Here is a 22,009-nt window from a genome sequence, read left to right as displayed (position 1 = left end):
GCTGTTATAGCGTTTGACAAGACGCTGATCCAGACCAGAGATGTGAAATTGAAGAGCATGCTCTTCAATTTAACGCAAAGCTCGGAAATTGTGTAGATACCTATGTTTATAATATGGGGGTTACGGCAGTTGATCCTCGCCTGAAATGTGATGAGTTCACCTTCCCTCGGAAGCTCGACAACGTAAAAATGGTTCTAACTGAAAAGGGCAATGTGCCAATTCTGCATTCAGTTCCATGTGATGAATATGGCATTGCTTCTCATGACTGGTTAACTTTCAGTTTTTGCCAATCTACCCTGGGCAAAGAATACTTTTCTATTGATCCTGATAATGCCGAATCTTCATTAACCTACGGTATTGAAACCTTCTTAGATCATCATCTTCACGAGATTTTTGGCTTTGGCTTAGAAAAGAAACGTGAAAAGGGCATGCACAACTACAAGTTTGCCTATGAACTTCAAGATATGCTCGGCATGGTGCTTTATGGCCATAGCTCTAAGAAAATATCTGTACAAATCAACGGTTCGGGCTGTGCTTTGGCTCGTAAAGGCTGGCAGCTCCGTTTATATAAATGGCTTACTTCTTATGAGCGTTTCTTTGATTCTTTAACAGGCATTGAAATAGTTAAGGGCTGTGTTAATCCAAAAATTACCCGTTGCGATTTGGCTTATGATGACTTTGAAGGAAAGTATATCTCTGTAGATGTTGCTGACCATTGGGATGATCTGTATGGCTTCTGGTGTGGTGGTCGTGCTCCAAAAGTTGAAAAGTTCGGGGCTTGGAAGCGTCCAAGTGGTAAAGGTCGTTCGTTCTGTGTTGGTGATCGTACCAGTGGAAAATATTGCCGATTCTATGAACGGGGTAAAAAAGAGGGCAGTCCTCTAAGTCCTTGGACACGGGCGGAAGTCGAGTTTAAATCTAAGGATCGTTATATCCCGCTTGATATTCTGCTGTCTCCTTCACAGTATTTTTTAGGTGCTTATCCTTGCTTTGAATGGCTTGCCAAGCAATTAGAAAAAGATTTTGTAACACCTGAAAAAACTCAAGTTGTTAAAAAAACCTCTCAAATCAATTGGGATCGTTCAATCGAAATTGTTCGTGAACAATTCGGCAAATATATCCGTCAATACTCCAAAATTATTGAGTCTGATCAATTAATTGCAATGCTTTCATCTCCTAAAGATGAAGTGCCAAAGCGTCTCAAGTTTTCTCATGCTGCTGTGATGCAGTCAATCCGTTTAAAACAGCCAATACAGTCTTCGCTTGATGCGTGTAAACCAACAAGTTCTCTCGATGAAATGCCTTTATTTGTAGGCGTGGCTGGTGTCAATAACTCCGCATATAAGGAATTTACTCATGCTAATGCAATCTGATGTTGTAGTTACCGCTTTTAAAGCTTCAAAAGGTGAAATGAACGGTAAGCCTTACGATTCAACCAAGGTTTATATCGAAACTGGCATGCTCGCTGGCGAGCGATCTAAGGGCATTGTTAGTACCGAATACACTTGGGGGCTTTCTTCGAATTATGACCTTATCGAAAAATTAGAACCGCCATTTAAAGCTAAAGCAACTTTGCAAGTTGTAAACAATGGCCGTGATTCAAAAACAATTCTTGTTGATTTGGTGCCTGAAAAGGTTCAGCCAAAAGCTGCAAATTAAGGATTTAAAAGATGTCATACGTTTGCAGTCAATTGTCTTTACCTGATGCCAGTGGCTTGCAAACGTGTGTTTCATGGATTGAGCAAGTTAGCTTGCTTGATCAACTGGCAATAACAAAAGCGCAAATGGTTATGTTGGGGACACCCATTATTGGGATATACGCTTTAATCATCGCTTTTGCACTTTTCAATAACTTTTCTAAGAGGGCATGAAAATGTCAAATAATCCAAACAATGCAATTTTATTGCAAAAAAAACCTACTCTCGCTCAACGTGTTAAAGATGCTGCATTTGTAGGTGCTGTTACTGGTTCTGCTTTGATGCTTACATCAGGTGCTAATGCTGCTGCTTCTTTGGACTTTACGGGTGCAACAGAAGAATTATCGGGTGTACAAACTGCCGTTGTCGGCATCATCGGTACTCTTGTTGTCTTGATCGGTATTGGCATTGCTTGGTCTTACTTCAAACGTACAGCCAAGTAATTGGTATTAACGCCTCCGCTTGGGGGCGTTTTTATTGGGGGATATATGGAAGAGCAAGCATCAATCTTATACTGGATTCCGTTGGTGGTCACATGGGTCGCATTACATCTTTTAGCAAGCAAGTTATAGTTTTTTTTCTTGTCACAGCATTAATTATACGTCCTACATTTGCTGCTAATGTTGGCGGTTGGACTTTGGGTGGTGCTGTTGCTCAAGGTGCATCAACTGTTTATGACGCTACAAAAAATGTTGTCATTAATGGAAAAAAATATATAAAAGAATCATCAGTAAAAATTACACCAACGGCTTCACAAGTAGCAAAAGTTCTTGCACGTGGTGCTGCTGGTTATGCTTTATCAGTTGCTGTTGAACAATTGCTTGGTGCTGTTGATTGGGTTCTTGATCCTGAAAATAACCGTGTTATTTATTATCCCCCTCAAGAACCAACTGGTCTTTGGGCTATTGATGGTGTTAATTATATTTACACTTCGGGTACTGCTGCTGCTCAAGCTAAATGTTCTGAAAAAGGTCAAACATACCGCGGATATGACCATTCAAGAAAATACGCACTATGCACCAGACCAAACGGCACAAATGATCAATGGTCTTTATCTTATCAAGCTACTAAACCTTCTGAACGTGAAGAAAAATATTTACCTTTGCCTACTGTAGCTCAGCAAGTTATTTCTAATGCTGAAAGCGGTGATTCATCTGCTCAAGCTGCTACTACTGCTGCTGCTGCTGACATTGTTGCCGAAGCTGAAAAAGATGATGCTAAAGCACGTCCTATCGCTTCACAGGCAGAAGCCAATGCCACTACAAAACCTGCCGATGCTGCTGAAGCTGAAAAAGCCAATGAAGCTCAAGGAGAAGCAAAGCCAAATGAAGCAAATCCCGAAGCTACTGATCTCTCTATAACATTTCCTATCTTCTGTGATTGGGCGCCTACTATTTGTGAAGCTGCCCAAACTGTAATTTCATTTCCTCAAACACTTACTAACTGGTGGGAAACTGGAAAAACAAAAGCCGAAGAATGGGCAACTTCAATATCCGAAGCTTGGGCAAAAGTAAAAGAAGAATACTATGATCAACCTGAAGAAAATACTGATACAGAATTAGAAATTCTTGATCTTGAACAAGATATTGAAGTTGATACTGATATTTCTTTTGGTGGTTCTTGTCCTGCTCCTCTCTCCAGTGACATAAATTTTATGGGTCTAAATAAAACTATTGAGTTTTCTTTTGACCCTGTTTGTCAGATTGCAGAATTTATTAAGCCTGTTGTTATTTCTATTTCTGCCTTTAGTGCTGCCTTAATTGTTGCAGGTATTAGAACGGAGGATGATTAAAAATGTGGTCTAAGCTTTCCGATTTACTCACATCATTACAGAAAGGCACATTAAAAAACGTTCTTACTGGTGCAGGTCTAATGTTGGGTAGTAATGCTATTTTTCTTACTGCCTTTTCTTCTGCCGTTAATGTCTTAAAAAATTCTGTTGGCTCTGTTTCTGCCGATGTTCTTGGACTTGCTCATTTAGCAGGTTTTGACATTGCAATGTCTTTAATTCTTGGCGCTATCGTCACTCGTTTAACCCTAAATTCGCAAAAGCTGATGTTGAAAAAAGCATAGCGACCAAAAGACATCCGCATCCGTCATCCCGTCGGCTCGCGCGGGTGCGGTGCGGTGTCTAGGGTCGCAAAAGGAGAATAAATAATGTTGCATTTGATTACTGGTACACCTGGTGCAGGAAAGACCCTTTATGCCGTTTCACTCATTGTTAAATATGAAGATGCAAATGAACGTGCTTTGATTTATAACGCTGCTGCGCTTAAACATAATAAAGAATTAATTGAGAAACATAATCTTGCTGACTATTTTGCTTCGTACACTTACTTTAGTAAAAAGACTAAGGAACAGGAAACCGTTTTATTTGACCCTGATCATTTTGATTATCTCAACGATCAATTACGTACTGAAAACATATTTTTAGATATTCAGTTCTATAACGGTATTTGCAAGATTATTAAAAATGATCTTGATCTTGATCTTAAAACTCTTAAAGACGTTCGTCATATCTATGCCAATATTGACGGTTTAAAAGTTCCTAATGTTCGACCTATCGAAATTGATTGGCGCAAATGTCCTGATGGTTCAATTATTTTCTATGATGAAATTCAGCTCATTTATGAATATTCAACCGATAACAAACAAGACAAAGAAAATATTGTCAAACAATTAACTATTCACCGTCACAGAGCATTTGATATTTATGGAATTACTCAATTTCCTTCACTTGTGCATACCAATTATAGGGCTGTTGTTGGGCTACATTATCACTTGCATCGTGGGTGGGGTGCGCCTTCTGCCACCGTTTACGTTTGGGCAAACTGTCGAGATAAGCCTAATAGCTTGGGGAACAAGCTTACTGCTGAACGTGATTTTCGATTTAACTATCCTAAACGACTGTATCAATACTACGAGTCTGCAACAGCCAACACAGTTAAGCTGCGTGTACCTCTTAAATTATTCGCAATCCTTATTATTCCATTACTCGGATTATTTATGGTTGGTAATATGCTCTTTGGCGGTGGTAATAATTTCTTGGGTACAATCTTTGGCTCTAAAGAAAAAACAGAGGAAGTGAAAAAAGAAACTTCCAATAAGCCTTTGGACGTTAATAAACAAACTTCCACATCCACTCAAGCTTCTAATGTTCCTTTGGATCTATCACAAGAATGTCGAAAGGCAGTTAATTTAGATAAGCCTGAATGCGTTAAATGGTTTAATGATTTATCTAAAAACGGTTCTTCTGTTACTTCTACCGGTCAAGTTGTTCAAACCGTTTCTTACAATCCCAACAAGCCTTATGATTTTGAATATCAACCACAAGTACAGCCTACTGATTTTCCAAAGATGTCGGGTGTCATAAAAATGAAAAATGGTCGTTTAATGGCTATAGATCAGCAGGGTAACTACATGCCTTCTGTGTCTGCTTCTGATTGTCAAAAATGGTTGGATGGTTATCGTCCTTTTAATTATTTTGCTTCATCACAACAGCAACAGAGGGAGCGGAGTGCTCCCGAACAACCACAATTGAATCCTGAAACTTCTTCTTTGTAAAAAAAATCATAAATTTTTCTGTATGTCAAATTTCAATTTTAGCGGTGTCGTTGGGGTGTTTGTATCACTCTTGGCTAACATCGCTTAAAACGCAAATTAGAGCGTTTTAGAGGGGGTTGACTTTTAAAAAACATGATTTTTATGCTGATTTTAAAGGTTTTTCTCTGTTACAAAACTTTTTAAATATTTTTTAACGAGTGTCTACGAGTGCCGAATTGGTGTTTAAATTTTGCGCCTTTTCCCTTTGATTACAAAATCCGGGAGAATGAATCTAATAGGGAATAGCAGAGGGCGTGTTCCGCCCGAACTGATTAATATGATTAATAGACATTTATATAGAACAGTTAGCTATAATCGAAATAAGGGTGTTTTACTTAAAGATGATTATATTTTTATTCTTGAATGTTTAGAAAAACATTTAGAAAACATGCAGTTATCTAATGATGATTTATCTCGAGAGATTGACCAATTAAAGGTACTTTTTATTAAGTTAGATCATACGATTGGAAGATTATAGCGTCTTATAACATGCGGGTTACGATTGACTAAATTTGAATCAAATAGGGTGTTTTTATATATCTCCACCAGGATAAAAGAATATGTTTATGCCAGGATACGTTTGGCTCACGGATTTCGGCATAACGTATATTATGTTCATTAAGATGCTTCACTGGAGAGATTAATATTGTTGTGAATCTCTCCAGTGAAGTTGCGCCAACGGCTGAGTTATGTAGGGCGCAATCTTGGATATCTTATTTAACATAATATACATTATACGAATTAGTCTTGTAAGCCCAAAGTAGAAATGTCCGCTTTTAGAATACGCACCTTTACGATTATCGAAGCAGACAGTTTGATATCCAGGTATCTATAACTGTTATATAAATATTTCACTTTTTTGTATCTATAGATACGCTGTTACATCGTCAATAATCAATCTAACAGATAGATAAATTGAGATAGCCTGATGAACAATCAAGAGCCAAAAAAGCAGCAAAAATACGCTGACAGTGAAATTTCAGATAAGGCTTTCAAGCGAGCCATTATTTGGTTTGGAATTTACGCTTTATTGTTCTGTATTGGGGTCGCATTTGTGGTTGGCGCAGATAACTCATATCTTCCCTAATTTCTACATAACTAATACATAACTAAAGCTATGGTCAAGCAGCATACTTAATAAAACATGCTGCTTTTTAGTTCAATGATATTGAATTTTAGTTTGCATATATTCACCATAAACCGAAAGTTTTTCAAAAATATGTTCTGAATAAAACATATCATCTACCAGTAATTGTGCTTGATCAAAGCTATATAAATCTAACATTTTCAGCAATTTGGCATTAATTTTAGAAAGCTTTGTACAAAGTTGTATATATTCATCATTTTTGTTCTTAAATAATAGCTGTAACATATTGATTTTATCTATATCTATGTATTCAGTTTGATTTTCCAGTGTGATGATTTGAATCTGTACATGCAGAAAATGAGCGATTGGATTAATCAGCTCCAGATTGATATCTAAACGCGTAATACAAATTATTCTTGATACTTTTGAATTACATAAAGCATTGATTAAATTTAAATAAAATGAATCTTTCGGGCTCATTTTATCATCATTTAATTGTATAGATAGTCCCAAACTATCCAATAATTCATCAAAATTAAAACTAATGTTACTTTGGTTGGCCTGATAATAACGTGACAAAATGCTTAAACTTTGCTCATTCTTGACTGTGTAATAAACAACCTTTTGATTCAAATTTGCCAATATAAAGGGTGAAAATAAATAAGCCAAATCTTCAACATGCTCTGTAATGGGGTCTTGCAGAATAGCAATATGCCCTGCTGCTTCTATTTGTCTGAGCATTTTTGCTCTGAGTAGCGTAGCTTCGACATTTAAATATTTTTGCTTAATTAACCCTTCAATCTGCGGAGAAACTTCATATCCTGACAGCAACTGATGGATCAAATTTAGTTGCGATATTTCAAACATTTGTAACTCCATTTCCACATCTGTACATATATTTTCATCATGCGTTTGCATTTAAGTGTTGGCTAGTATTGCAAATATTTTCAAATTTGATAGATACAACATCAGACATAAAATTTATAACAGATCAGTATTTTCAAACAAATCTGTTATAAAAATACTTTAATATTGATTAAATAGCGCTATATTTATACACAGTCACTTTCTATAACTAACACTTCAACATGTATAAGTCAGAACAGCTTGCTCATCAATTAAGACAATTGATTGAAAGTGGCACACTTAAAGCCCATGAAAAACTCCCTTCTTTACGTGAACAAGTGCAGCTTTCCGGTTTTAGCCTGATTACAGTGATGAATGCTTATCAAGAGCTTGAATCTAGAGGTTTAATTTATGCGAAAGAAAAATCTGGCTACTACATTGCAAATACATATGCAGACCATGAACATAATGCTCCTTTAATTGTTTCTCTCAATTCCAATATTGAAATCAACTCATTAATTTTTAAATATCTGAAATCCATTCAAGGCGAACACATCGTTCCATTTGGTTCGGCGTTTCCGGACAGTGATTTGGTCTATTCCAAAAAACTAACGCAAATTATGGGACAAATCGCGCGTAATAAAAAAAGTTATGATGCTATTGATAGTTTGCCCCCAGGAAATTTTTCATTACGCAAACTGATTGCCCAACGCTATTGTATGCAAGGCATACCCACTGATCCTGATGACATTGTCATTACATCGGGTGCTTTGGATGCACTAAACCTGGCCTTACAAGCGATTGCCAAACCTGGTGACTATATTATCCTGCAGCAAAATATTTTTTATGGTGCCTGGCAAGCAGCTGAACGCTTAGGCCTAAAAGTGGTCACCATTCCTGAACATCCTAAACATGGATTTGACCTGGAAGCTTTTGAACATATCTTAAAAACCTATCCGGTCAAACTCTGCTGGTTCATGCTAAATAGCCATAATCCGGTAGGTTTTACCGTTTTAGATGATATAAAGTTTCAAATTTCAAAATTATTACATCAATATCAAGTTCATATGATTGAAGATGATGTGTATGAGGAAATGTATTTTGGCCATAAAAAGCCGTTACCCATGACTTATTATGATCAAAATAATTTAGTCCTGCACTGCTCTTCTTTTTCGAAAACCCTGGGGGCGACGTTTCGGGTGGGTTGGGTACATGCCGGGAAATACTCACAGCATATTCAGCATCTGCAATTAATGAGTACGATTTCAGTCAATTCCTTACTGCAAAGTGCTTTAGTGGAATTTTTATCCAATTTTCATTATGAAAAACATCTACGCAATTTACGTAAAAATTTACAGCATAATAAATTGTTATTTTATAGATATTTAGAGTTGAATTTACCAGCCAGATGTAAAGTTGAATATCATCCAAGTGGTTATTTTTTATGGCTTAAACTGCCTAAAAATGTAGATAGCATGTACATTTATGAAGCCCTCATCCAGCAGAAAATTGGCATTGCACCTGGTCAACTTTTTAACATCACCGCACAAAAACAGCATTACTTAAGAATTAATTGTTCATTTGCATGGTCTGATTCAATTCAACATTCATTGGACAAGGTTATTTCTACGCTGCAAAGCGTTATCGTCGATGATTAGTTTAAATTGACAGCGAATATTGTCATTATGCTGTAAAATGATTCACTGATCAGTAGTCTGCGCTTATGCTGATTAAAATCAGACCAAATGAAAAACAAAAATATTGGGAAATATGGGGCTATAATGATATGGAATCACAAAATTCTAAACGTATTCATGCATTTGATAATGATGTAATGAGCGATCTAGATGCCGTGGGTATCGCACAATTAATTCGCGATAAACAGGCTTCTGTACAGGAAGTCACTGCAGCGGCAATTGCACGTGCACAACGCGTCAATCCACATCTCAATGCAATTCAGCTTGAATGTTTTGAGCGTGCTTTAGCAAAACCACGTTTCAAACAAACAGGAATTTTTGCAGGTGTGCCCTTCTTTTTTAAAGACAATACCGATTATCAGGGCCTTACAACCAGTCATGGTTCTAAAGCAGTAAATGGCAAGACTGTATTAATTAACCCCAAGATCAGTCAACAATTTTTAGACCAGGGATTTGTCGTTTTAGGCAAAACGACCATGCCAGAATTTGGTTTAAATGCCACCACAGAGTTTAAAGATGGCAGTGCGACTTTCAATCCATGGCATACGGACTATTCTTGCGGTGCATCTTCCGGTGGTTCTGCTGCAATGGTGGCCTCAGGTGTAGTGCCTATTGCGCATGCTAATGATGGTGGCGGTTCAATTCGCATCCCCGCTGCCTGTTGTGGTTTGATTGGTCTTAAACCCAGTCGCGGTCGTACTTTTGATAGTGATGCAGCACGTTCTTTACCCATCAATATCATTAGTGAAGGTGTAGTTACCCGTAGTGTCCGTGATACGGCTTATTTTTATGCCGGTATGGAGCAAAGATTTTATAATAAAAAACTGCCTAAAATTGGTCTAATCGAACAGCCGATCCAGCGCCGTTTACGCATTGGTCTGGTTACTCAATCCATCACAGGCCAAATTGATCAGGAAACATCATCCACCCTCAACCAGACTGCGAAATTACTTGCAGATTTGGGTCATCATGTTGAAGAGTTTCAGTTGCCTATCTCGATTAACTTTGTTGACGATTTTAGTGAATATTGGGGCTTTTTATCCTTTATGCTGCAAACTTTTGGCAAAAAGGCGTTTGGGGCTGGGTTTAATGTCAAACAGCTGGATAATTTAACGGTAGGACTTGCCGGACTCTATAAGAAGAATTTTTACAAAACGCCGCTATTTTTGTATCGTTTAAAAAGAATGCAACAACAGTATCAAGACATTTTTAGCCAGTATGACGTTCTGCTTTCTCCCGTATTAGCGCATACGACGCCACAAATTGGTTACCTGTCGCCGCAACTTCCCTTTGATCAATTATTTGATCGGATTCAAAATTACGTTACTTTTACTCCAATTCAAAATGTGGTGGGTGCTCCTGGCATGTCGATCCCAATGGGACAAACGCAAGTGGATGGCTTACCGATTAGCATGCAACTTTCTGCCAATATTGGTGATGAAAAAACGTTAATTGAATTGGCCTATGAAATTGAACAGGCAAAACCCTGGCGTAGAATTCAGGATACTTGAGCATAAAAATATATAAGGAAATGACCTATTTCCTTATTCCATAGAATATTAAATACAATCATTTATTAAACGTCTTTCATCATTTTTGACACCCTCTTTATTTTTCTCATATGCTTGATTTTAAAACACTGCTTAAAACCAAGCTTAGAGAGAAATAAAAAGGACTTATGGGAAACATCTATTGAACATTAAACTCAATACGACGGTTTTTCCGACGTCCCTCTGCAGTGATATTGTCAGCAACATTGATTTGAACCAAAACCTTCTGCGGTTAAATTTTCAGCTGCAATATTTTTCCCAATTAAATAGTTTTTAACTGCTGCTGCACGCCGTTGGCTTAGAATCAGGTTTTTATTTGCATCACCAGAGCTATCCGTATGACCAATCACCTTTACTTTCTTGCCATCCACTTTCTTTAATGCTTATGGAACCATTGCAGAATCGGTCGGTTTAACTTGGGGTGGCCGTTGGACCTCCATTCAAGATTATGGTCATAGTGAGTATCGTATGCCTAGACTCAAAAAAACTGCTGCAATGGCTGAACAGTTAACGGCTGAAGGTCAACTGTTGGCCGATTCTATCAATGAAGCTGTTGAGTAACAGGGAACCTATTTGATATCTAAACTTAGTTTAGATATCGATTCATTTCATCCAAAACTGATTGCGTTTTTTCAGCATGCAGCCAATGTCCAGCATCATCAATAACCTGAATTTTAGCATGCGGAAATTGCTGTTTGATGGCACTGAAATGTTCATCCTTACTGATATAGGCAGATTTACCACCACGAATAAACAGTGCCTCTTTTTGCCAAGGCTGGATCATCTTCCAATCCAGAATTTCTGAGTAATGATTAAATAAAGCATCGACATTAAATAACCATTGGCCTTTATTAAAAGACTTCATTAAAAACTGGATCACCACTTCTTCATTTAAATATTCACGCATAATCTGGGTCGCCTGCTGCCGACTTTCAATCTGTGCATTTTTGACTGCAAACAAAGCTTTAAAAATTTGCTTATGATGGCTTTCCCGGTATGCAAATGGTGCCATATCCAAAACCACCAATTGTTCTAATCTCTGCCCTGCCTGATTTGCCAATTGCATGGCAATTTTTCCCCCCATGGAATGACCAATAGCAGAAAATTTTTGAATATTTAAACTATCTAATGTTTCCAGAATATCTGCTGCCATGACAGCATAATTCATTTCTGTTGCATGTGCTGAATGGCCATGATTACGGATGTCTATTTGAATGACTGAATGAGATTCATAGTATGCACGTGCCAGCATACCTAGATTACTTAAACTGCCAAAGAGGCCATGAATAAATACCAGCGTATTTTTTGCTGTAGCAGTTTCATTAATATGTATTTGGTGATTTAAAATCATGGAGTGCTTTCATTACTTTTTAGATGAAATTATTTTTGAGTAAATTAGCTATTTAATCAATTGTTAATTTTCTAAAATATTTTTTTGCTTAGGCTATTTGTGTAGGTATAGGCAAATTTTTAATGAATTGTTCTGTTTTAAGAGATGTTCAAAAGAGCATAAAACTGGAAGTTCTTAAGATGAAAAAATTAGGCTCAATGTCCTATTTTGAGCCTGTTTTTTTACTTTAGATTTAATTATTTAAAATAATTCAGAGGCAATTTTAAGCAGATAAAATCAGTTTAGGCATAAACAATGTTGCATCACGGCGGTTACGCATTTCAACAAAATCTGTTTTTGTTGTAGTTTCATTCAGGAGAATATTTCTTGTATAGCGTGATCTTCTTTTCTATCTTCGGGTCAATAATTGTGACAACATGATAAAGAAAAACCTGAATTTGATTATTCAACGTATAACACTTTTGAATGGAATTGAGTTAAGTAACTGCACTGCCCTTTTAGGAGAATCACAGAAGGATTGGTATGAAAATAAACTGCAAAAATTTATTCTTGCTTAGGCTATTTTGATAAATATAGTCGCTTTGGACGGCGCATAATAATCCAGCACATTGATAGATAATATCCATTCAGGTGTTAAATCTTGTTTGATTTTTTCCGGGTTTTTAATCCCAGAGATCTTGATATAAAGAATTATTCGCTAAATTCTTTAAATACTTTTTCTGCAAACCACCACGGTAACTGTTGAACCTCAGGGCTCATTTTCAATGTTTCAGCCGCTTCAATCTCGGCAATAAAAGCGGCTTTTTCGCCATTAGAAGAATTATCAAACAAATAGCTACGATCACTGGCATCAATCGCCTGCATGAGTAAATCCATACTGCGATAATAACGTTCCACAATCTTTTGCTCCGGAACAGGATGTCCACCTACACTCACCCGGTATTTAACCCGGGCAATATTAATTCTCGGGTCAACCGTAGAAACATAGTATAAATAGGTTTTAAATCCCTGCAGCTGTGCTTGTTGTAGAAACTCAACTTTAGAGATATGTGACATTACCGTTTCAAAAGTAAAACTGATTTTTAAGCGCAAAAATTCCAGGCGAATATAGTCAATAATTCGTGCGCAAAGATAAGAATCTATTTCTGATGGCTGAAACTGGATATTCCAGTCATCAATTATGGTGGGTTCATGTTGGAGTAAAGCCAAAAGCTGACCGGATTGAGGACGCTTTTTCTGTTTAAGGAAAGCAATGAGGGATTGAGCTTTTAAGGCAGGATGATAGATCATTAAATCCAGCCGTTGACTCAAGCGAAGATTCTGTTCCAATTCATCGGCATTTAAATAAGCCCCAATATAATGGGGCAATAAATATTCTTTGACTGTGCTCTTTCCAGATCCATTCGGACCGGCAAACATTCTTATTCTTGGTTGAGGCATTCTATTATACAGCTGCCTCTTGTTTTCTCTTGCGTTTTAAAACTTTAGGAAAATGATTAACACTTATATAGCTTTGGTGCAGGTCTGCAATCACGGTTTCTTGTCCATTGACTTCGTGTTGTAGTAATTGCTGATCTTTTGCATAAACGACCGTTGCTACCGCACATGCTTTGTTAAAGGCGTGATGGAAAGCATGTATGGCAAGTTTAGGAATCATATCATCCTCATATTTGCCTGCTTTCATAATGGTATAAGCTGTCATGGAGCAACTCCCCTTACACAAGGTGTATTTGCTTATTATATTAACATAGCCGCAATAATTGTCTATAAATACACCAACATAGAAATGTAACGCTTTGCAGTGAAGTTAATTAAAGCCACAGATTCCGTGGCTCATGCATTATTGGTCTTCCTTCCACACATCTTCATAATCTTCACGATCAATCATAAAGCGGAAACCCTCAGCCAAAGCCAAGTATGGCAGCACTTCAGGTAAAATATCCTGTAACTCTCGAACTGTCATGGTCTGGAAAAAGTCTTCACCCTCTTCCAGTTCGCCCCCGTAAATAAACCAGCTAATATTTTCATCCGTTTCAGGCTTTTTACGAATCCCGACAATCGGTTCCTTATTTAAAGTCTCAACCGCAATAGCTACGACATCATCACCACTCACCTGGACGTAAGCAGAATCGAACTCCTCACACAATAACTTCTGTTCAGCAATCAGCTCTTCTAAGGGTGAAAGTTGTTGGGATTTTTTTGACATTGCGCTTCTCTGGCAGATAAAAACCGAATAGCCACAGTTTAACTTAGAACGATTTAACATGGCTAAACTTTTTATTTTCAGTATTTTTTGCTAAGCTTGAAAATGTTACAAAATCAAAAAAGATATAAATGAAACCACAAGATATAACAGAATCTACAATAAGCCCTCAATATGGTCACGGCGGAAAACGCAAAAATGCTGGCCGCAAAACGCAGTATCAGGAAAAAACTGTGGTCATGCGCGTACCCGAGTCTAAAGTATCTGAAATTAAGTCCTGGTTAAAACCCAAACCCGCAGATGACCGTAGTCAGAAGATTGAACTGCATTCAATACATATTCAGACCCAACTCGATATTCCTTATCCGTTGGAATCAGTCGGGACAGATTTTCCCTCTCCGGCTCAGGATTACACGGAAGACGTTATCGACTTAAATCAATATCTCGTACACAACGTCTCCAGTACCTTTGTATTACGAGTAAATTCGTTGTCAATGAAGAATGCTGGTATAGACATTGATGACCAGATTTTAGTTGACCGTAGCTTGAACGCAGAACATGGCGATATTGTTTTGGCTTTAATTAATAATGAGTTTACCCTTAAGCGATTAATGATAGAAAAACAGAAAAATAGAGAAGTGAAAATCTGGTTAAAAGCAGAAAATCCAGAATATCCGGATATTTATTTGCGCAGTGAAGAACAATTGATGATCTGGGGTGTAGTGACCTGTATTTTAAAAAAATTGCGCTAATAAATTTAATGAGTTGATATATAGCCGGCACAGATCAAAATTTTACTTTTAACATACGCAGATAAGATAGATAAAAGCCCCAAGTAAACTTGAGGCTTATAATCAATCCTAAGCAAGTTTTAGGATTATTTTTGCTGTTGAGGGTTTTTTTGCTGCTGTTGGCGTTGATTGCCTTGGTTTTGCTGACGTTGATTGTCTTGTTGCTGCTGTTGCTGTTGATGCTTTTGATTTTCGCTTTGCGGATTCGATTGTTGTTGATTAGCCATTTTCATATCCATCCTTTCGATTGATTACTAGCCCTGATTGCTAGGGATATGCCGTATGTAATTACGACTCTTATTAATCTAGCGGATATTTCTGAGTAACCAACCTGCAAACTGTTTCGACTTAATTCATTGTAATGATCAAAATATTAATTTACTGATTTTTAGTCTATCACTGAATCTCATCTTTACGCTATTAACGCTAATTACACTGAACCTTACATGCTGCTCAAGCTCTTTATCGAATGATCTCTTGATTATTCGAATTTTTAAAAATTGAAATTTATAAACGATTTTATTTTCCTCACCTTGAAAACGTTACAATTTCAAAATAAGAAAAATGGCTAACCAACTTTTTGCCTTAATTGATCTTAACTGCTATGTAAGCTGTGAACGGAGATTTAATCCTCATTTAAATGGCCAACCTGTGGTTATATATACTTTCCAATAATGTACTTATATTTTTATAAAATTGAACAATAGACTTGGCCTGTTAGGAGTCAAAGTATCTTTCAGTAACTACGCTTTATACACAGATATGTCAAAGCGCTTTTGGGGATTCTGGAACAGCATTTCCATCTGATGATTTAGAACATCAACTCCCCCTTAAATTGATGATTGTTTTAACCAGCACAGCAGTTATGCAAAATATTTTGATCTAGAACAATATTGTCGAGTCTTAATCCAGCTCATTGAGCAATCACTGAGTTTACTATGCTGCATAAGAGTGGCATTACTAAGACCCAAGCCAAACAGGCCAGTTATTTTGTTAAAATAAGTCTCTGTGCTATTTACCACATTTAGACTTATGCAGTTATGAAAGCCTGCTCGTAGAAACACTGGTCATCGAAATTTGGGTATTGGTCGTAAAAACGGCAAACAGTTTCAAGACTATAAATTTTATAGTTGCTATGACTTAACTTTTGCCAATAAACATCATCTCGGAAAACAATTCTCGGTGATGATTGCACGGACAATTCCTGAATTAAAAGGTCAATCATGTACTACATTCAATGATCCTGTAACACCAGCAAAAAGTATTCTTTCATCACGCAGTTTCGCTACAGTATGGACCAAAAAATCAATCATCAAATATGCAGTGATTTTTCATGTCATCCGTGCCCATAAACGTTTAAACTGGCAGCAGCAACTGTGTGCCTGTGTCCATGTTCACGCTATGAAAAGATATCTGGCCCACCCTATAAAAATAGGCTGTCTTATGCGCTAAGTCTTGAATATGCAAGCGATGACTTGCTGGCTTTAAATGGTATATCATTAAAGCAAATAAATGTTTTATTTAAATAAATTATAAATATTTGAAAGTGGAAATGTGGAAGTCATTTTTAGTGCATTATCTGTTAAGCAGCACTATATTCATGGCTTAGGGCAACCTTTAGCATTGATTCAACAATGGGATAATTTAATGAACACCTTGTTGAAAATGCAAGAACGCTATGGATCGGATTATATACAGGTGGTCTATCATTCTGCCAATTCGGTCTGGTAGATGAAACAGCCGCACCACTCCTCACTCGATACCATCTGCTGGAAGGAACTGCTACCTATTCATGATTCTACCGTGACTGTTACACAAAATAAATGAACTGTTTTGGTCAATTTAGCTTACAATGTAAGAACGAGTAATAATTATAAAAAATGTCATTTTTTAACATTGCCAATTACCTGCAAAGTTCTCATTATATAGCTCAGTTTTGACACATAGCTTCCGTATCAATTTAAACAAATTATAATAGAAATACGGGATTATTTGCCATAATACGCAAACTTTGCTGACATCTTGCAAGGTATATTTGCAAACTTATAATTGGAGCAAGCTGAATGGGCTCAACCATTTTGGTTATTCATGGACCGAATCTAAATTTACTCGGTATGCGTGAACCTGAAGTTTATGGACACCTTACCCTAGACGATATAAATCAAAAGCTCATCGCTCAAGCTCAAAATGCATCTGTTTCCCTGAATACTTTTCAAAGCAATTGGGAAGGTGCAATTGTCGACCGAATTCATCAGGCACAAAAAGAAGGCATTCAATTCATCATTATCAATCCTGCAGCGTTGACCCATACCTCGGTTGCAGTACGTGATGCGCTTCTTGGTGTTGCTATTCCGTTTATTGAAGTTCACTTGTCCAATGTACACGCACGTGAAGCATTCCGACATCATTCATATTTATCCGATAAAGCCGTTGGCGTGATTTGTGGTTTAGGTGCAAAAGGTTATAGCGCTGCACTGGAATTCGCCATCGATAAAATTCAACCTTCTAAGCAATCATAATTAGGAATACTGTCTCATGGATATCCGTAAAATCAAGAAACTCATCGACCTGATGATTGAATCTGACTTACAAGCGATCGAAGTTAAAGAGGGTGACCAATCCATCGCCCTCACCCGTCGCAATCCTGTGGTAGCAGCAGCTGTTCCTGCAATGCCTGTAGCTACTGCAGCTGCAGCACCTGCTGCAAAAACACCACGCGGTGCAGTTGAAACATCGCCTATGGTTGGTGTGTTCTATGCAGCACCAAACCCGGGTGAAGCACCATTCGTAAAAGTGGGCCAAACCGTTTCTGCAGGTGAAACACTGGGTATTATTGAAGCCATGAAAATCATGAACCCCATTGAAGCAACTCAAAGTGGCGTGATTGAAGAAATTCTGGTGAAAAATGGCGAAGTGATTCAATTCGGTCAACCATTGTTCCGCTATCGCGCCTAAGACCACGGGGATTCACAATGTTGCAAAAAGTTTTAATTGCAAACCGGGGTGAAATTGCTTTACGCATCACCCGAGCTTGCAGAACTTTAGGAATTAAAACCGTAGGTATTTATTCCGATGCCGATAAAGACCTGATGCATTTACGCTTTTGTGATGAAGCGGTATGTATTGGTCCGGGTGCAAGTAGTGAAAGCTATTTAAACATCCCGGCAATTATTACTGCTGCTGAAATTACCGGTGCAGATGCCATTCACCCAGGTTATGGTTTCTTATCTGAAAATGCCGAATTTGCAGAAATTGTTGAAAATTCTGGCTTTATCTTTATTGGTCCACGTCCGGAACACATCCGTCTGATGGGTAACAAGGTTTCTGCCATTATTGCCATGAAGAAAGCCGGTGTACCAACAGTACCAGGCTGTGACCATGCAGTGACTATTCACAATGCCCTTGCAGAAGCCAAAGAAATTGGTTTCCCGCTGATCGTTAAAGCTGCTTCTGGTGGTGGGGGTCGTGGTATGCGTATTGTTGAACGTGTCGATACCCTGCTTGAATCAGTTCAGGCTGCACAGCGTGATGCTGAAATGTGGTTTGGTGATGACACGGTTTATATGGAACGTTTCCTGCAAAAACCGCGTCACGTCGAAGTTCAGGTTTTGGCAGATGGTAATGGTCATGCCATTCACTTGTATGATCGTGACTGTTCTTTACAGCGTCGCCATCAAAAAGTATTGGAAGAAGCACCTGCTCCAGGCTTACCGGAAGAAGCTCGCGCTGAAATTTTAGAAGCCTGCGTGAATGCATGTAAACTTATGCAATACCGTGGTGCCGGTACATTCGAGTTCCTGTTTGAAGATGGTGAATTCTTCTTCATTGAAATGAATACCCGTGTTCAGGTTGAACACCCTGTTACCGAAATGGTGACGGGTATCGATATCATTGAGCAACAATTGCGTATTGCTGGCGGACTCGGTCTTGAAATTCAACAGGATCAAGTGGAAGTACGTGGTCATGCTATTGAATGCCGTATCAATGCGGAAGATCCAACCACATTCCTTCCATCTCCGGGCAAAATTGAAAATTATTATGCTCCAGGTGGTGCAGGTATCCGTATGGATTCGCATATTTACCCAGGTTACAGCATTCCGCCTTATTATGACTCAATGATTGCAAAACTCATTGCCCATGGTAAAGATCGTGACACGACTATTGCCCGCATGAAACAGGCATTAGAAGAAACCATCCTGACCGGAGTGAAAACCAACATTCCTTTACATCGGGATTTGATTCTGGAAGATGAAAACTTCTGTAAAGAAGCGATGGATATTCACTATCTGGAAAAACACTTATTGAAAAAGCTGGAAGCTTATCAAGAAGCGTCTTAAGTAAACCGATATAAAAAAACCGCTCTTTATGAGCGGTTTTTTTATCTGTATAACGATATATTTATAAAATCATGAACAATAATTAAGGTAAAACACGGCGCAAGGTGGCAAAACACTGTTCAGCTTTTTCATTACTACAAAAATTTATTGTTGATGCATTTTTCCACTGCACGAAATATTGGGAAATCTCACCAGTCTGGTCTTCTTGCAGACCTGAACAATCCTTTTCATTATTGTCATACTTTACTTGTAAAACCAGTGCAGATAATAAGGAACGTTCCTCTTGAGCTGGTTGAAAATCATAAATTCCAGATGACCACTCCTGGCCACTTTTAATAATGACATTGTTATTCGATTTAAAATTATAATATTCAATGCATTTATTATTGTTGGCAACTTGCATCCCCCATAAGCCAACAATTTCTGGACGAGTCACAATACGAATGGTATTCGAATTTTCAGCTCGATCATTTTCTTCTGTTGCGACTACAGCTTGATTGTCATTTGCCATCGCAACAGATGAGCACAATGTAAGTAAAATTGTAAAATATGTTTTTTTCATACATCAATTCAGTGCTAAAAATCCTTTGTTATAACTTAGCATATTTTTATGAAAAACCAGTATTTATCACCATATTACAACAATATAATTTCAGGTTGAATTTGCACAAAAAATTGGTCTATCAAGCCGAAAGAATCAATAGTTTTATCACGACACTGAAACAAGAATTTTTCGTATTGATGCAGCTGTATAATAAAGACCACACAGCGGCAATCTTGGCCATAAATGTAAAATACTGACTTTTTTTAAAATTTTTTAGCCATGTTGAATATATTTCGGTAGCCAGCGCACAAATAGCAAACCCACAACTGTTGAAAGCCCAGCAAGAACAAAAACCATCTCTCCTGAGATGACTTGCCAATATCTTCCAGCCAGAATACTTCCTAAAGCGACACCTAAGCCCCACATGGTGCTGTACATGGCCTGACCGCGGCCTTGCTGACCTGCGGAAAAGTTTTGAAAGATAATGCGCATGGCAATCATATGAAACAGGCCAAAACTAAAGGCATGAATGCTTTGGGCTAAAAACTGTGCCACCAAGAGATGAGGTAATAGTCCCACAACAATCCACCGTGCACCGGTCAGGACCAGACAGCAACTAACTAGACTGCGCCACGAAAACCGGGTCAAGAAAATATGGGCAAAAGCAAACATGATAATTTCTGCAACCACCCCGACGGACCATAACAAACCAATTTCAGTCGTCGAAAAACCGGCTTGATGCAAGTAATTACTATAGAAACTATAAAATGGCGCATGGGAAAATAACAAAACAAATTCAATAGCAAAAAAAGCAGCCACTACAGGACGTTTTAATATCGGCAATAACGGTTCTAATTGTTGTTGCGATTGTGGGGCTGTGCTGGGTTCTTTAATGCTAAAAGACCAAAGAAAAGCCAAAAATGCGATACATAGCAACATCAGCGGGAGCATGGAAATAGCGACAATTTCAAGTAAGGCACCAATACCAAAAACGCCTACAATAAAACCCACCGAGCCCCATTTTCTGATTTTCCCATACAGCTGATTGCGCTTATCCCCCAACCAGAACAACGTAACCCCTTCAAACTGCGCTAAAATGGCATTCTGAAAAAAACTGAAAATCAGCATAAGCAGTGCAACAGACTGAAAGGTATTTGGGATCAAAAAAATCATGAACCAGATACAGGATTCCATCCATGTGGCTATACGGACCAACAGCATTCTTTTGCCAGATTTATCGGCAATCCACCCCCAAATAAACGGCGCGAAAAAGCGGGTAATGATTGCAATTGAAGATAACAATCCAATCTCTTGATAATTAAAGCCTTGATCTTCCAGATACAAATTCCAAAAAGGCATGAACGTACCAACGATGGAATAGTAGAAGAAGTAGAATCCTGACAGTTTGTGCTGGATTGGAAAGCTTAGCATTTAGTTGCATTCCATTGTATTTTCAATAACTTAAAACATTTAATAGTTGCATCACATTGCATGGTTTTGCCACTAATTGCACTTCAATAGTCTACAAATCCGTCTACAAAAATTAAAATAAATATTTTTTCATTTTTTGTAGACTCCTATTAAGTAGCCCTAACCTTACTGATTTTAGAGTAAAAATTTATAAAATGGATATAAATATATTTTATAGGGACTTTCTTTATTGAGCTGTTTGTTTTAAAAAACATTCAATTGACATAAAAAATCTAGAGAGAATTAGGCTGAACTGTTTGGGATAGTTTTTTTGATGGTGAGTATGGGTATGGAAGTGAGTTTGTAGTGCTATTCCTGGCATACTTTCTTCCATCCACCTTGGTTAAACATGACCTTTTCACATTGAGACCCAGTACCATACGCTTTTTTTGCTACGGCGACCAATGAAGCCCAAGCAAATGAATATCAAATTTCGCCACAGTGAAATCATGCCCGCCATTCAAATATTCAGTCATCTGAATAGGAATTGATAGGAAACACAGCTTTTTGCATTTCCTCACCTCAATACTTATCATGTTGCCAATAGTTATTAAAAAATTAAGAACCACAATGCTTTATATCCTTGGGATTCTGTTTCTGCTCTTTATTGCTTATCACTACAGACTTGATCAAGCATCTGGAATTGGTGGATTTCTTTTATACATAGTCATTTTATTAATCGTAATCTGCATCAGAGCTGCATGGCATGTTCTAACCTAACATTGAACGTAAGCGTCCGCTGAATCCCATACCAATTTTTAATTCGATTCAGGTTTCCAGCAGTGCGGCAGCAATTCTTCAATTTGGGTCACCTTGTGTGTCGGCAGCTTTTT

Annotated in this window: 23 protein-coding genes and 3 pseudogenes; 16 read left to right on the top strand and 10 right to left on the bottom strand. The window is 37.8% G+C overall.

The window, feature by feature from the left end:
- The first annotated feature begins 113 nt into the window (after nucleotides 1-113).
- From ACE01T_RS13760 to ACE01T_RS13730, 7 genes are all read left to right on the top strand, one after another.
- Nucleotides 114-1,373 carry a replication initiation factor domain-containing protein gene (locus ACE01T_RS13760; protein ID WP_395519463.1) on the top strand — a complete coding sequence of 420 codons (1,260 nt, stop codon included), beginning with the start codon at nucleotides 114-116 and terminating at the stop codon, nucleotides 1,371-1,373.
- Complete coding sequence (locus ACE01T_RS13755; protein WP_395519462.1) at nucleotides 1,357-1,659, top strand: hypothetical protein; 303 nt, start codon at nucleotides 1,357-1,359, stop codon at nucleotides 1,657-1,659. The genes ACE01T_RS13760 and ACE01T_RS13755 overlap by 17 nt, the downstream gene beginning before the upstream one ends.
- A gap of 214 nt (nucleotides 1,660-1,873) precedes the next feature.
- Complete coding sequence (locus ACE01T_RS13750) at nucleotides 1,874-2,140, top strand: hypothetical protein (protein WP_395519461.1); 267 nt, start codon at nucleotides 1,874-1,876, stop codon at nucleotides 2,138-2,140.
- 92 nt (nucleotides 2,141-2,232) lie between these two features.
- Nucleotides 2,233-3,489, top strand: coding sequence for a virulence factor TspB C-terminal domain-related protein (locus ACE01T_RS13745; RefSeq protein WP_395519460.1), 1,257 nt, complete (start codon nucleotides 2,233-2,235; stop codon nucleotides 3,487-3,489).
- Between the two features lie 2 nt (nucleotides 3,490-3,491).
- Nucleotides 3,492-3,770 carry a DUF2523 family protein gene (locus ACE01T_RS13740; RefSeq protein WP_395519459.1) on the top strand — a complete coding sequence of 93 codons (279 nt, stop codon included), beginning with the start codon at nucleotides 3,492-3,494 and terminating at the stop codon, nucleotides 3,768-3,770.
- Between the two features lie 84 nt (nucleotides 3,771-3,854).
- Nucleotides 3,855-5,261 carry a zonular occludens toxin domain-containing protein gene (locus ACE01T_RS13735; protein ID WP_395519458.1) on the top strand — a complete coding sequence of 469 codons (1,407 nt, stop codon included), beginning with the start codon at nucleotides 3,855-3,857 and terminating at the stop codon, nucleotides 5,259-5,261.
- 967 nt (nucleotides 5,262-6,228) lie between these two features.
- Entirely contained in the window at nucleotides 6,229-6,387 is a 159-nt protein-coding gene (locus ACE01T_RS13730; RefSeq protein ID WP_165493301.1) for a hypothetical protein, read from the top strand.
- 72 nt (nucleotides 6,388-6,459) lie between these two features.
- Here ACE01T_RS13730 and ACE01T_RS13725 read toward each other — a convergent pair whose 3' ends face one another.
- Nucleotides 6,460-7,305, bottom strand: coding sequence for a hypothetical protein (locus ACE01T_RS13725; RefSeq protein WP_143222723.1), 846 nt, complete (start codon nucleotides 7,303-7,305; stop codon nucleotides 6,460-6,462).
- 170 nt (nucleotides 7,306-7,475) lie between these two features.
- Here ACE01T_RS13725 and ACE01T_RS13720 point away from each other — a divergent pair, with 170 nt between their 5' ends.
- Together ACE01T_RS13720 and ACE01T_RS13715 are read left to right on the top strand one after the other, a co-directional pair.
- Entirely contained in the window at nucleotides 7,476-8,891 is a 1,416-nt protein-coding gene (locus ACE01T_RS13720; RefSeq protein WP_086197352.1) for an aminotransferase-like domain-containing protein, read from the top strand.
- Nucleotides 8,892-9,019: 128 nt separating this feature from the next.
- Entirely contained in the window at nucleotides 9,020-10,441 is a 1,422-nt protein-coding gene (locus ACE01T_RS13715) for an amidase (RefSeq protein WP_086197444.1), read from the top strand.
- A 178-nt stretch (nucleotides 10,442-10,619) separates the two neighbouring features.
- Here ACE01T_RS13715 and ACE01T_RS13710 read toward each other — a convergent pair.
- Nucleotides 10,620-10,863, bottom strand: a pseudogene (locus ACE01T_RS13710) (OmpA family protein); the annotation flags it as partial.
- Between the two features lies 1 nt (nucleotide 10,864).
- Here ACE01T_RS13710 and ACE01T_RS13705 point away from each other — a divergent pair.
- Nucleotides 10,865-11,041, top strand: a pseudogene (locus ACE01T_RS13705) (M15 family metallopeptidase); the annotation flags it as partial.
- Nucleotides 11,042-11,066: 25 nt separating this feature from the next.
- Here the strand turns inward: ACE01T_RS13705 and ACE01T_RS13700 are convergent.
- The 4 genes from ACE01T_RS13700 to ACE01T_RS13685 form a co-directional block, all read right to left on the bottom strand.
- Nucleotides 11,067-11,831, bottom strand: coding sequence for an alpha/beta fold hydrolase (locus ACE01T_RS13700; protein ID WP_086197353.1), 765 nt, complete (start codon nucleotides 11,829-11,831; stop codon nucleotides 11,067-11,069).
- Between the two features lie 690 nt (nucleotides 11,832-12,521).
- On the bottom strand, nucleotides 12,522-13,271 hold the full coding sequence (locus ACE01T_RS13695) for an ATPase (protein ID WP_086197354.1): 750 nt from the start codon (nucleotides 13,269-13,271) through the stop codon (nucleotides 12,522-12,524).
- 4 nt (nucleotides 13,272-13,275) lie between these two features.
- Entirely contained in the window at nucleotides 13,276-13,533 is a 258-nt protein-coding gene (locus ACE01T_RS13690) for a hypothetical protein (RefSeq protein WP_086197355.1), read from the bottom strand.
- Between the two features lie 138 nt (nucleotides 13,534-13,671).
- A complete protein-coding gene (locus tag ACE01T_RS13685) occupies nucleotides 13,672-14,037 on the bottom strand; it encodes an immunity protein Imm33 domain-containing protein (protein WP_086197356.1) in 366 nt (121 codons plus the stop codon).
- A 128-nt stretch (nucleotides 14,038-14,165) separates the two neighbouring features.
- Between ACE01T_RS13685 and ACE01T_RS13680 the strand changes: the two genes are divergently transcribed.
- Nucleotides 14,166-14,786 (top strand): LexA family protein, encoded by a 621-nt coding sequence (locus tag ACE01T_RS13680; protein WP_251992250.1) that lies wholly within the window; start codon nucleotides 14,166-14,168, stop codon nucleotides 14,784-14,786.
- 125 nt (nucleotides 14,787-14,911) lie between these two features.
- Here the strand turns inward: ACE01T_RS13680 and ACE01T_RS13675 are convergent, their stop codons facing one another.
- Complete coding sequence (locus tag ACE01T_RS13675) at nucleotides 14,912-15,052, bottom strand: hypothetical protein (RefSeq protein WP_166169875.1); 141 nt, start codon at nucleotides 15,050-15,052, stop codon at nucleotides 14,912-14,914.
- An 850-nt stretch (nucleotides 15,053-15,902) separates the two neighbouring features.
- Between ACE01T_RS13675 and ACE01T_RS13670 the strand changes: the two genes are divergently transcribed.
- The 5 genes from ACE01T_RS13670 to accC all read left to right on the top strand — a co-directional run bounded on the left by ACE01T_RS13670 (nucleotide 15,903) and on the right by accC (nucleotide 19,162).
- Nucleotides 15,903-16,277, top strand: coding sequence for a DNA polymerase Y subunit UmuC family protein (locus ACE01T_RS13670; protein WP_251992251.1), 375 nt, complete (start codon nucleotides 15,903-15,905; stop codon nucleotides 16,275-16,277).
- A 102-nt stretch (nucleotides 16,278-16,379) separates the two neighbouring features.
- Nucleotides 16,380-16,556 carry a hypothetical protein gene (locus ACE01T_RS13665; RefSeq protein ID WP_251992252.1) on the top strand — a complete coding sequence of 59 codons (177 nt, stop codon included), beginning with the start codon at nucleotides 16,380-16,382 and terminating at the stop codon, nucleotides 16,554-16,556.
- Nucleotides 16,557-16,888: 332 nt separating this feature from the next.
- A complete protein-coding gene (aroQ, locus tag ACE01T_RS13660; protein WP_086197357.1) occupies nucleotides 16,889-17,344 on the top strand; it encodes a type II 3-dehydroquinate dehydratase in 456 nt (151 codons plus the stop codon).
- Nucleotides 17,345-17,360: 16 nt separating this feature from the next.
- The gene (accB, locus tag ACE01T_RS13655) at nucleotides 17,361-17,780 is read left to right on the top strand and encodes an acetyl-CoA carboxylase biotin carboxyl carrier protein (RefSeq protein WP_086197358.1); all 420 of its coding nucleotides are present in this window, start codon (nucleotides 17,361-17,363) and stop codon (nucleotides 17,778-17,780) included.
- A 17-nt stretch (nucleotides 17,781-17,797) separates the two neighbouring features.
- Complete coding sequence (gene accC / locus ACE01T_RS13650) at nucleotides 17,798-19,162, top strand: acetyl-CoA carboxylase biotin carboxylase subunit (RefSeq protein WP_086197359.1); 1,365 nt, start codon at nucleotides 17,798-17,800, stop codon at nucleotides 19,160-19,162.
- A gap of 82 nt (nucleotides 19,163-19,244) precedes the next feature.
- Here accC and ACE01T_RS13645 read toward each other — a convergent pair whose 3' ends face one another.
- The 3 genes and pseudogenes from ACE01T_RS13645 to ACE01T_RS17740 all read right to left on the bottom strand — a co-directional run.
- Nucleotides 19,245-19,724, bottom strand: a complete 480-nt coding sequence (locus ACE01T_RS13645) for a hypothetical protein (protein WP_086197360.1) — start codon at nucleotides 19,722-19,724, stop codon at nucleotides 19,245-19,247.
- Between the two features lie 255 nt (nucleotides 19,725-19,979).
- A complete protein-coding gene (locus tag ACE01T_RS13640; protein WP_300044735.1) occupies nucleotides 19,980-21,137 on the bottom strand; it encodes an MFS transporter in 1,158 nt (385 codons plus the stop codon).
- Between the two features lie 351 nt (nucleotides 21,138-21,488).
- A pseudogene (locus tag ACE01T_RS17740) lies at nucleotides 21,489-21,599 on the bottom strand (putative metallopeptidase); the annotation flags it as partial.
- Nucleotides 21,600-22,009: the final 410 nt, after the last annotated feature.

Origin of the sequence: Acinetobacter uliginosus, assembly GCF_044130295.1 — a bacterium.
Taxonomy (GTDB): Bacteria; Pseudomonadota; Gammaproteobacteria; order Pseudomonadales; family Moraxellaceae; genus Acinetobacter.
The sequence above is the reverse complement of the archived record's forward strand: the minus strand, read 5'-3'. Positions and strand labels throughout refer to the sequence as shown.

Coding starts and splice junctions, on each gene's coding strand:
- ACE01T_RS13760 (WP_395519463.1), top strand. CDS start 114: ATGGGGGTTACGGCAGTTGATCCTCGCCTGAAATGTGATGAGTTCACC.
- ACE01T_RS13755 (WP_395519462.1), top strand. CDS start 1,357: ATGCTAATGCAATCTGATGTTGTAGTTACCGCTTTTAAAGCTTCAAAA.
- ACE01T_RS13750 (WP_395519461.1), top strand. CDS start 1,874: ATGTCAAATAATCCAAACAATGCAATTTTATTGCAAAAAAAACCTACT.
- ACE01T_RS13745 (WP_395519460.1), top strand. CDS start 2,233: ATGGGTCGCATTACATCTTTTAGCAAGCAAGTTATAGTTTTTTTTCTT.
- ACE01T_RS13740 (WP_395519459.1), top strand. CDS start 3,492: ATGTGGTCTAAGCTTTCCGATTTACTCACATCATTACAGAAAGGCACA.
- ACE01T_RS13735 (WP_395519458.1), top strand. CDS start 3,855: ATGTTGCATTTGATTACTGGTACACCTGGTGCAGGAAAGACCCTTTAT.
- ACE01T_RS13730 (WP_165493301.1), top strand. CDS start 6,229: ATGAACAATCAAGAGCCAAAAAAGCAGCAAAAATACGCTGACAGTGAA.
- ACE01T_RS13725 (WP_143222723.1), bottom strand. CDS start 7,305: ATGCAAACGCATGATGAAAATATATGTACAGATGTGGAAATGGAGTTA.
- ACE01T_RS13720 (WP_086197352.1), top strand. CDS start 7,476: ATGTATAAGTCAGAACAGCTTGCTCATCAATTAAGACAATTGATTGAA.
- ACE01T_RS13715 (WP_086197444.1), top strand. CDS start 9,020: ATGGAATCACAAAATTCTAAACGTATTCATGCATTTGATAATGATGTA.
- ACE01T_RS13700 (WP_086197353.1), bottom strand. CDS start 11,831: ATGATTTTAAATCACCAAATACATATTAATGAAACTGCTACAGCAAAA.
- ACE01T_RS13695 (WP_086197354.1), bottom strand. CDS start 13,271: ATGCCTCAACCAAGAATAAGAATGTTTGCCGGTCCGAATGGATCTGGA.
- ACE01T_RS13690 (WP_086197355.1), bottom strand. CDS start 13,533: ATGACAGCTTATACCATTATGAAAGCAGGCAAATATGAGGATGATATG.
- ACE01T_RS13685 (WP_086197356.1), bottom strand. CDS start 14,037: ATGTCAAAAAAATCCCAACAACTTTCACCCTTAGAAGAGCTGATTGCT.
- ACE01T_RS13680 (WP_251992250.1), top strand. CDS start 14,166: ATGAAACCACAAGATATAACAGAATCTACAATAAGCCCTCAATATGGT.
- ACE01T_RS13675 (WP_166169875.1), bottom strand. CDS start 15,052: ATGGCTAATCAACAACAATCGAATCCGCAAAGCGAAAATCAAAAGCAT.
- aroQ (WP_086197357.1), top strand. CDS start 16,889: ATGGGCTCAACCATTTTGGTTATTCATGGACCGAATCTAAATTTACTC.
- accB (WP_086197358.1), top strand. CDS start 17,361: ATGGATATCCGTAAAATCAAGAAACTCATCGACCTGATGATTGAATCT.
- accC (WP_086197359.1), top strand. CDS start 17,798: ATGTTGCAAAAAGTTTTAATTGCAAACCGGGGTGAAATTGCTTTACGC.
- ACE01T_RS13645 (WP_086197360.1), bottom strand. CDS start 19,724: ATGAAAAAAACATATTTTACAATTTTACTTACATTGTGCTCATCTGTT.
- ACE01T_RS13640 (WP_300044735.1), bottom strand. CDS start 21,137: ATGCTAAGCTTTCCAATCCAGCACAAACTGTCAGGATTCTACTTCTTC.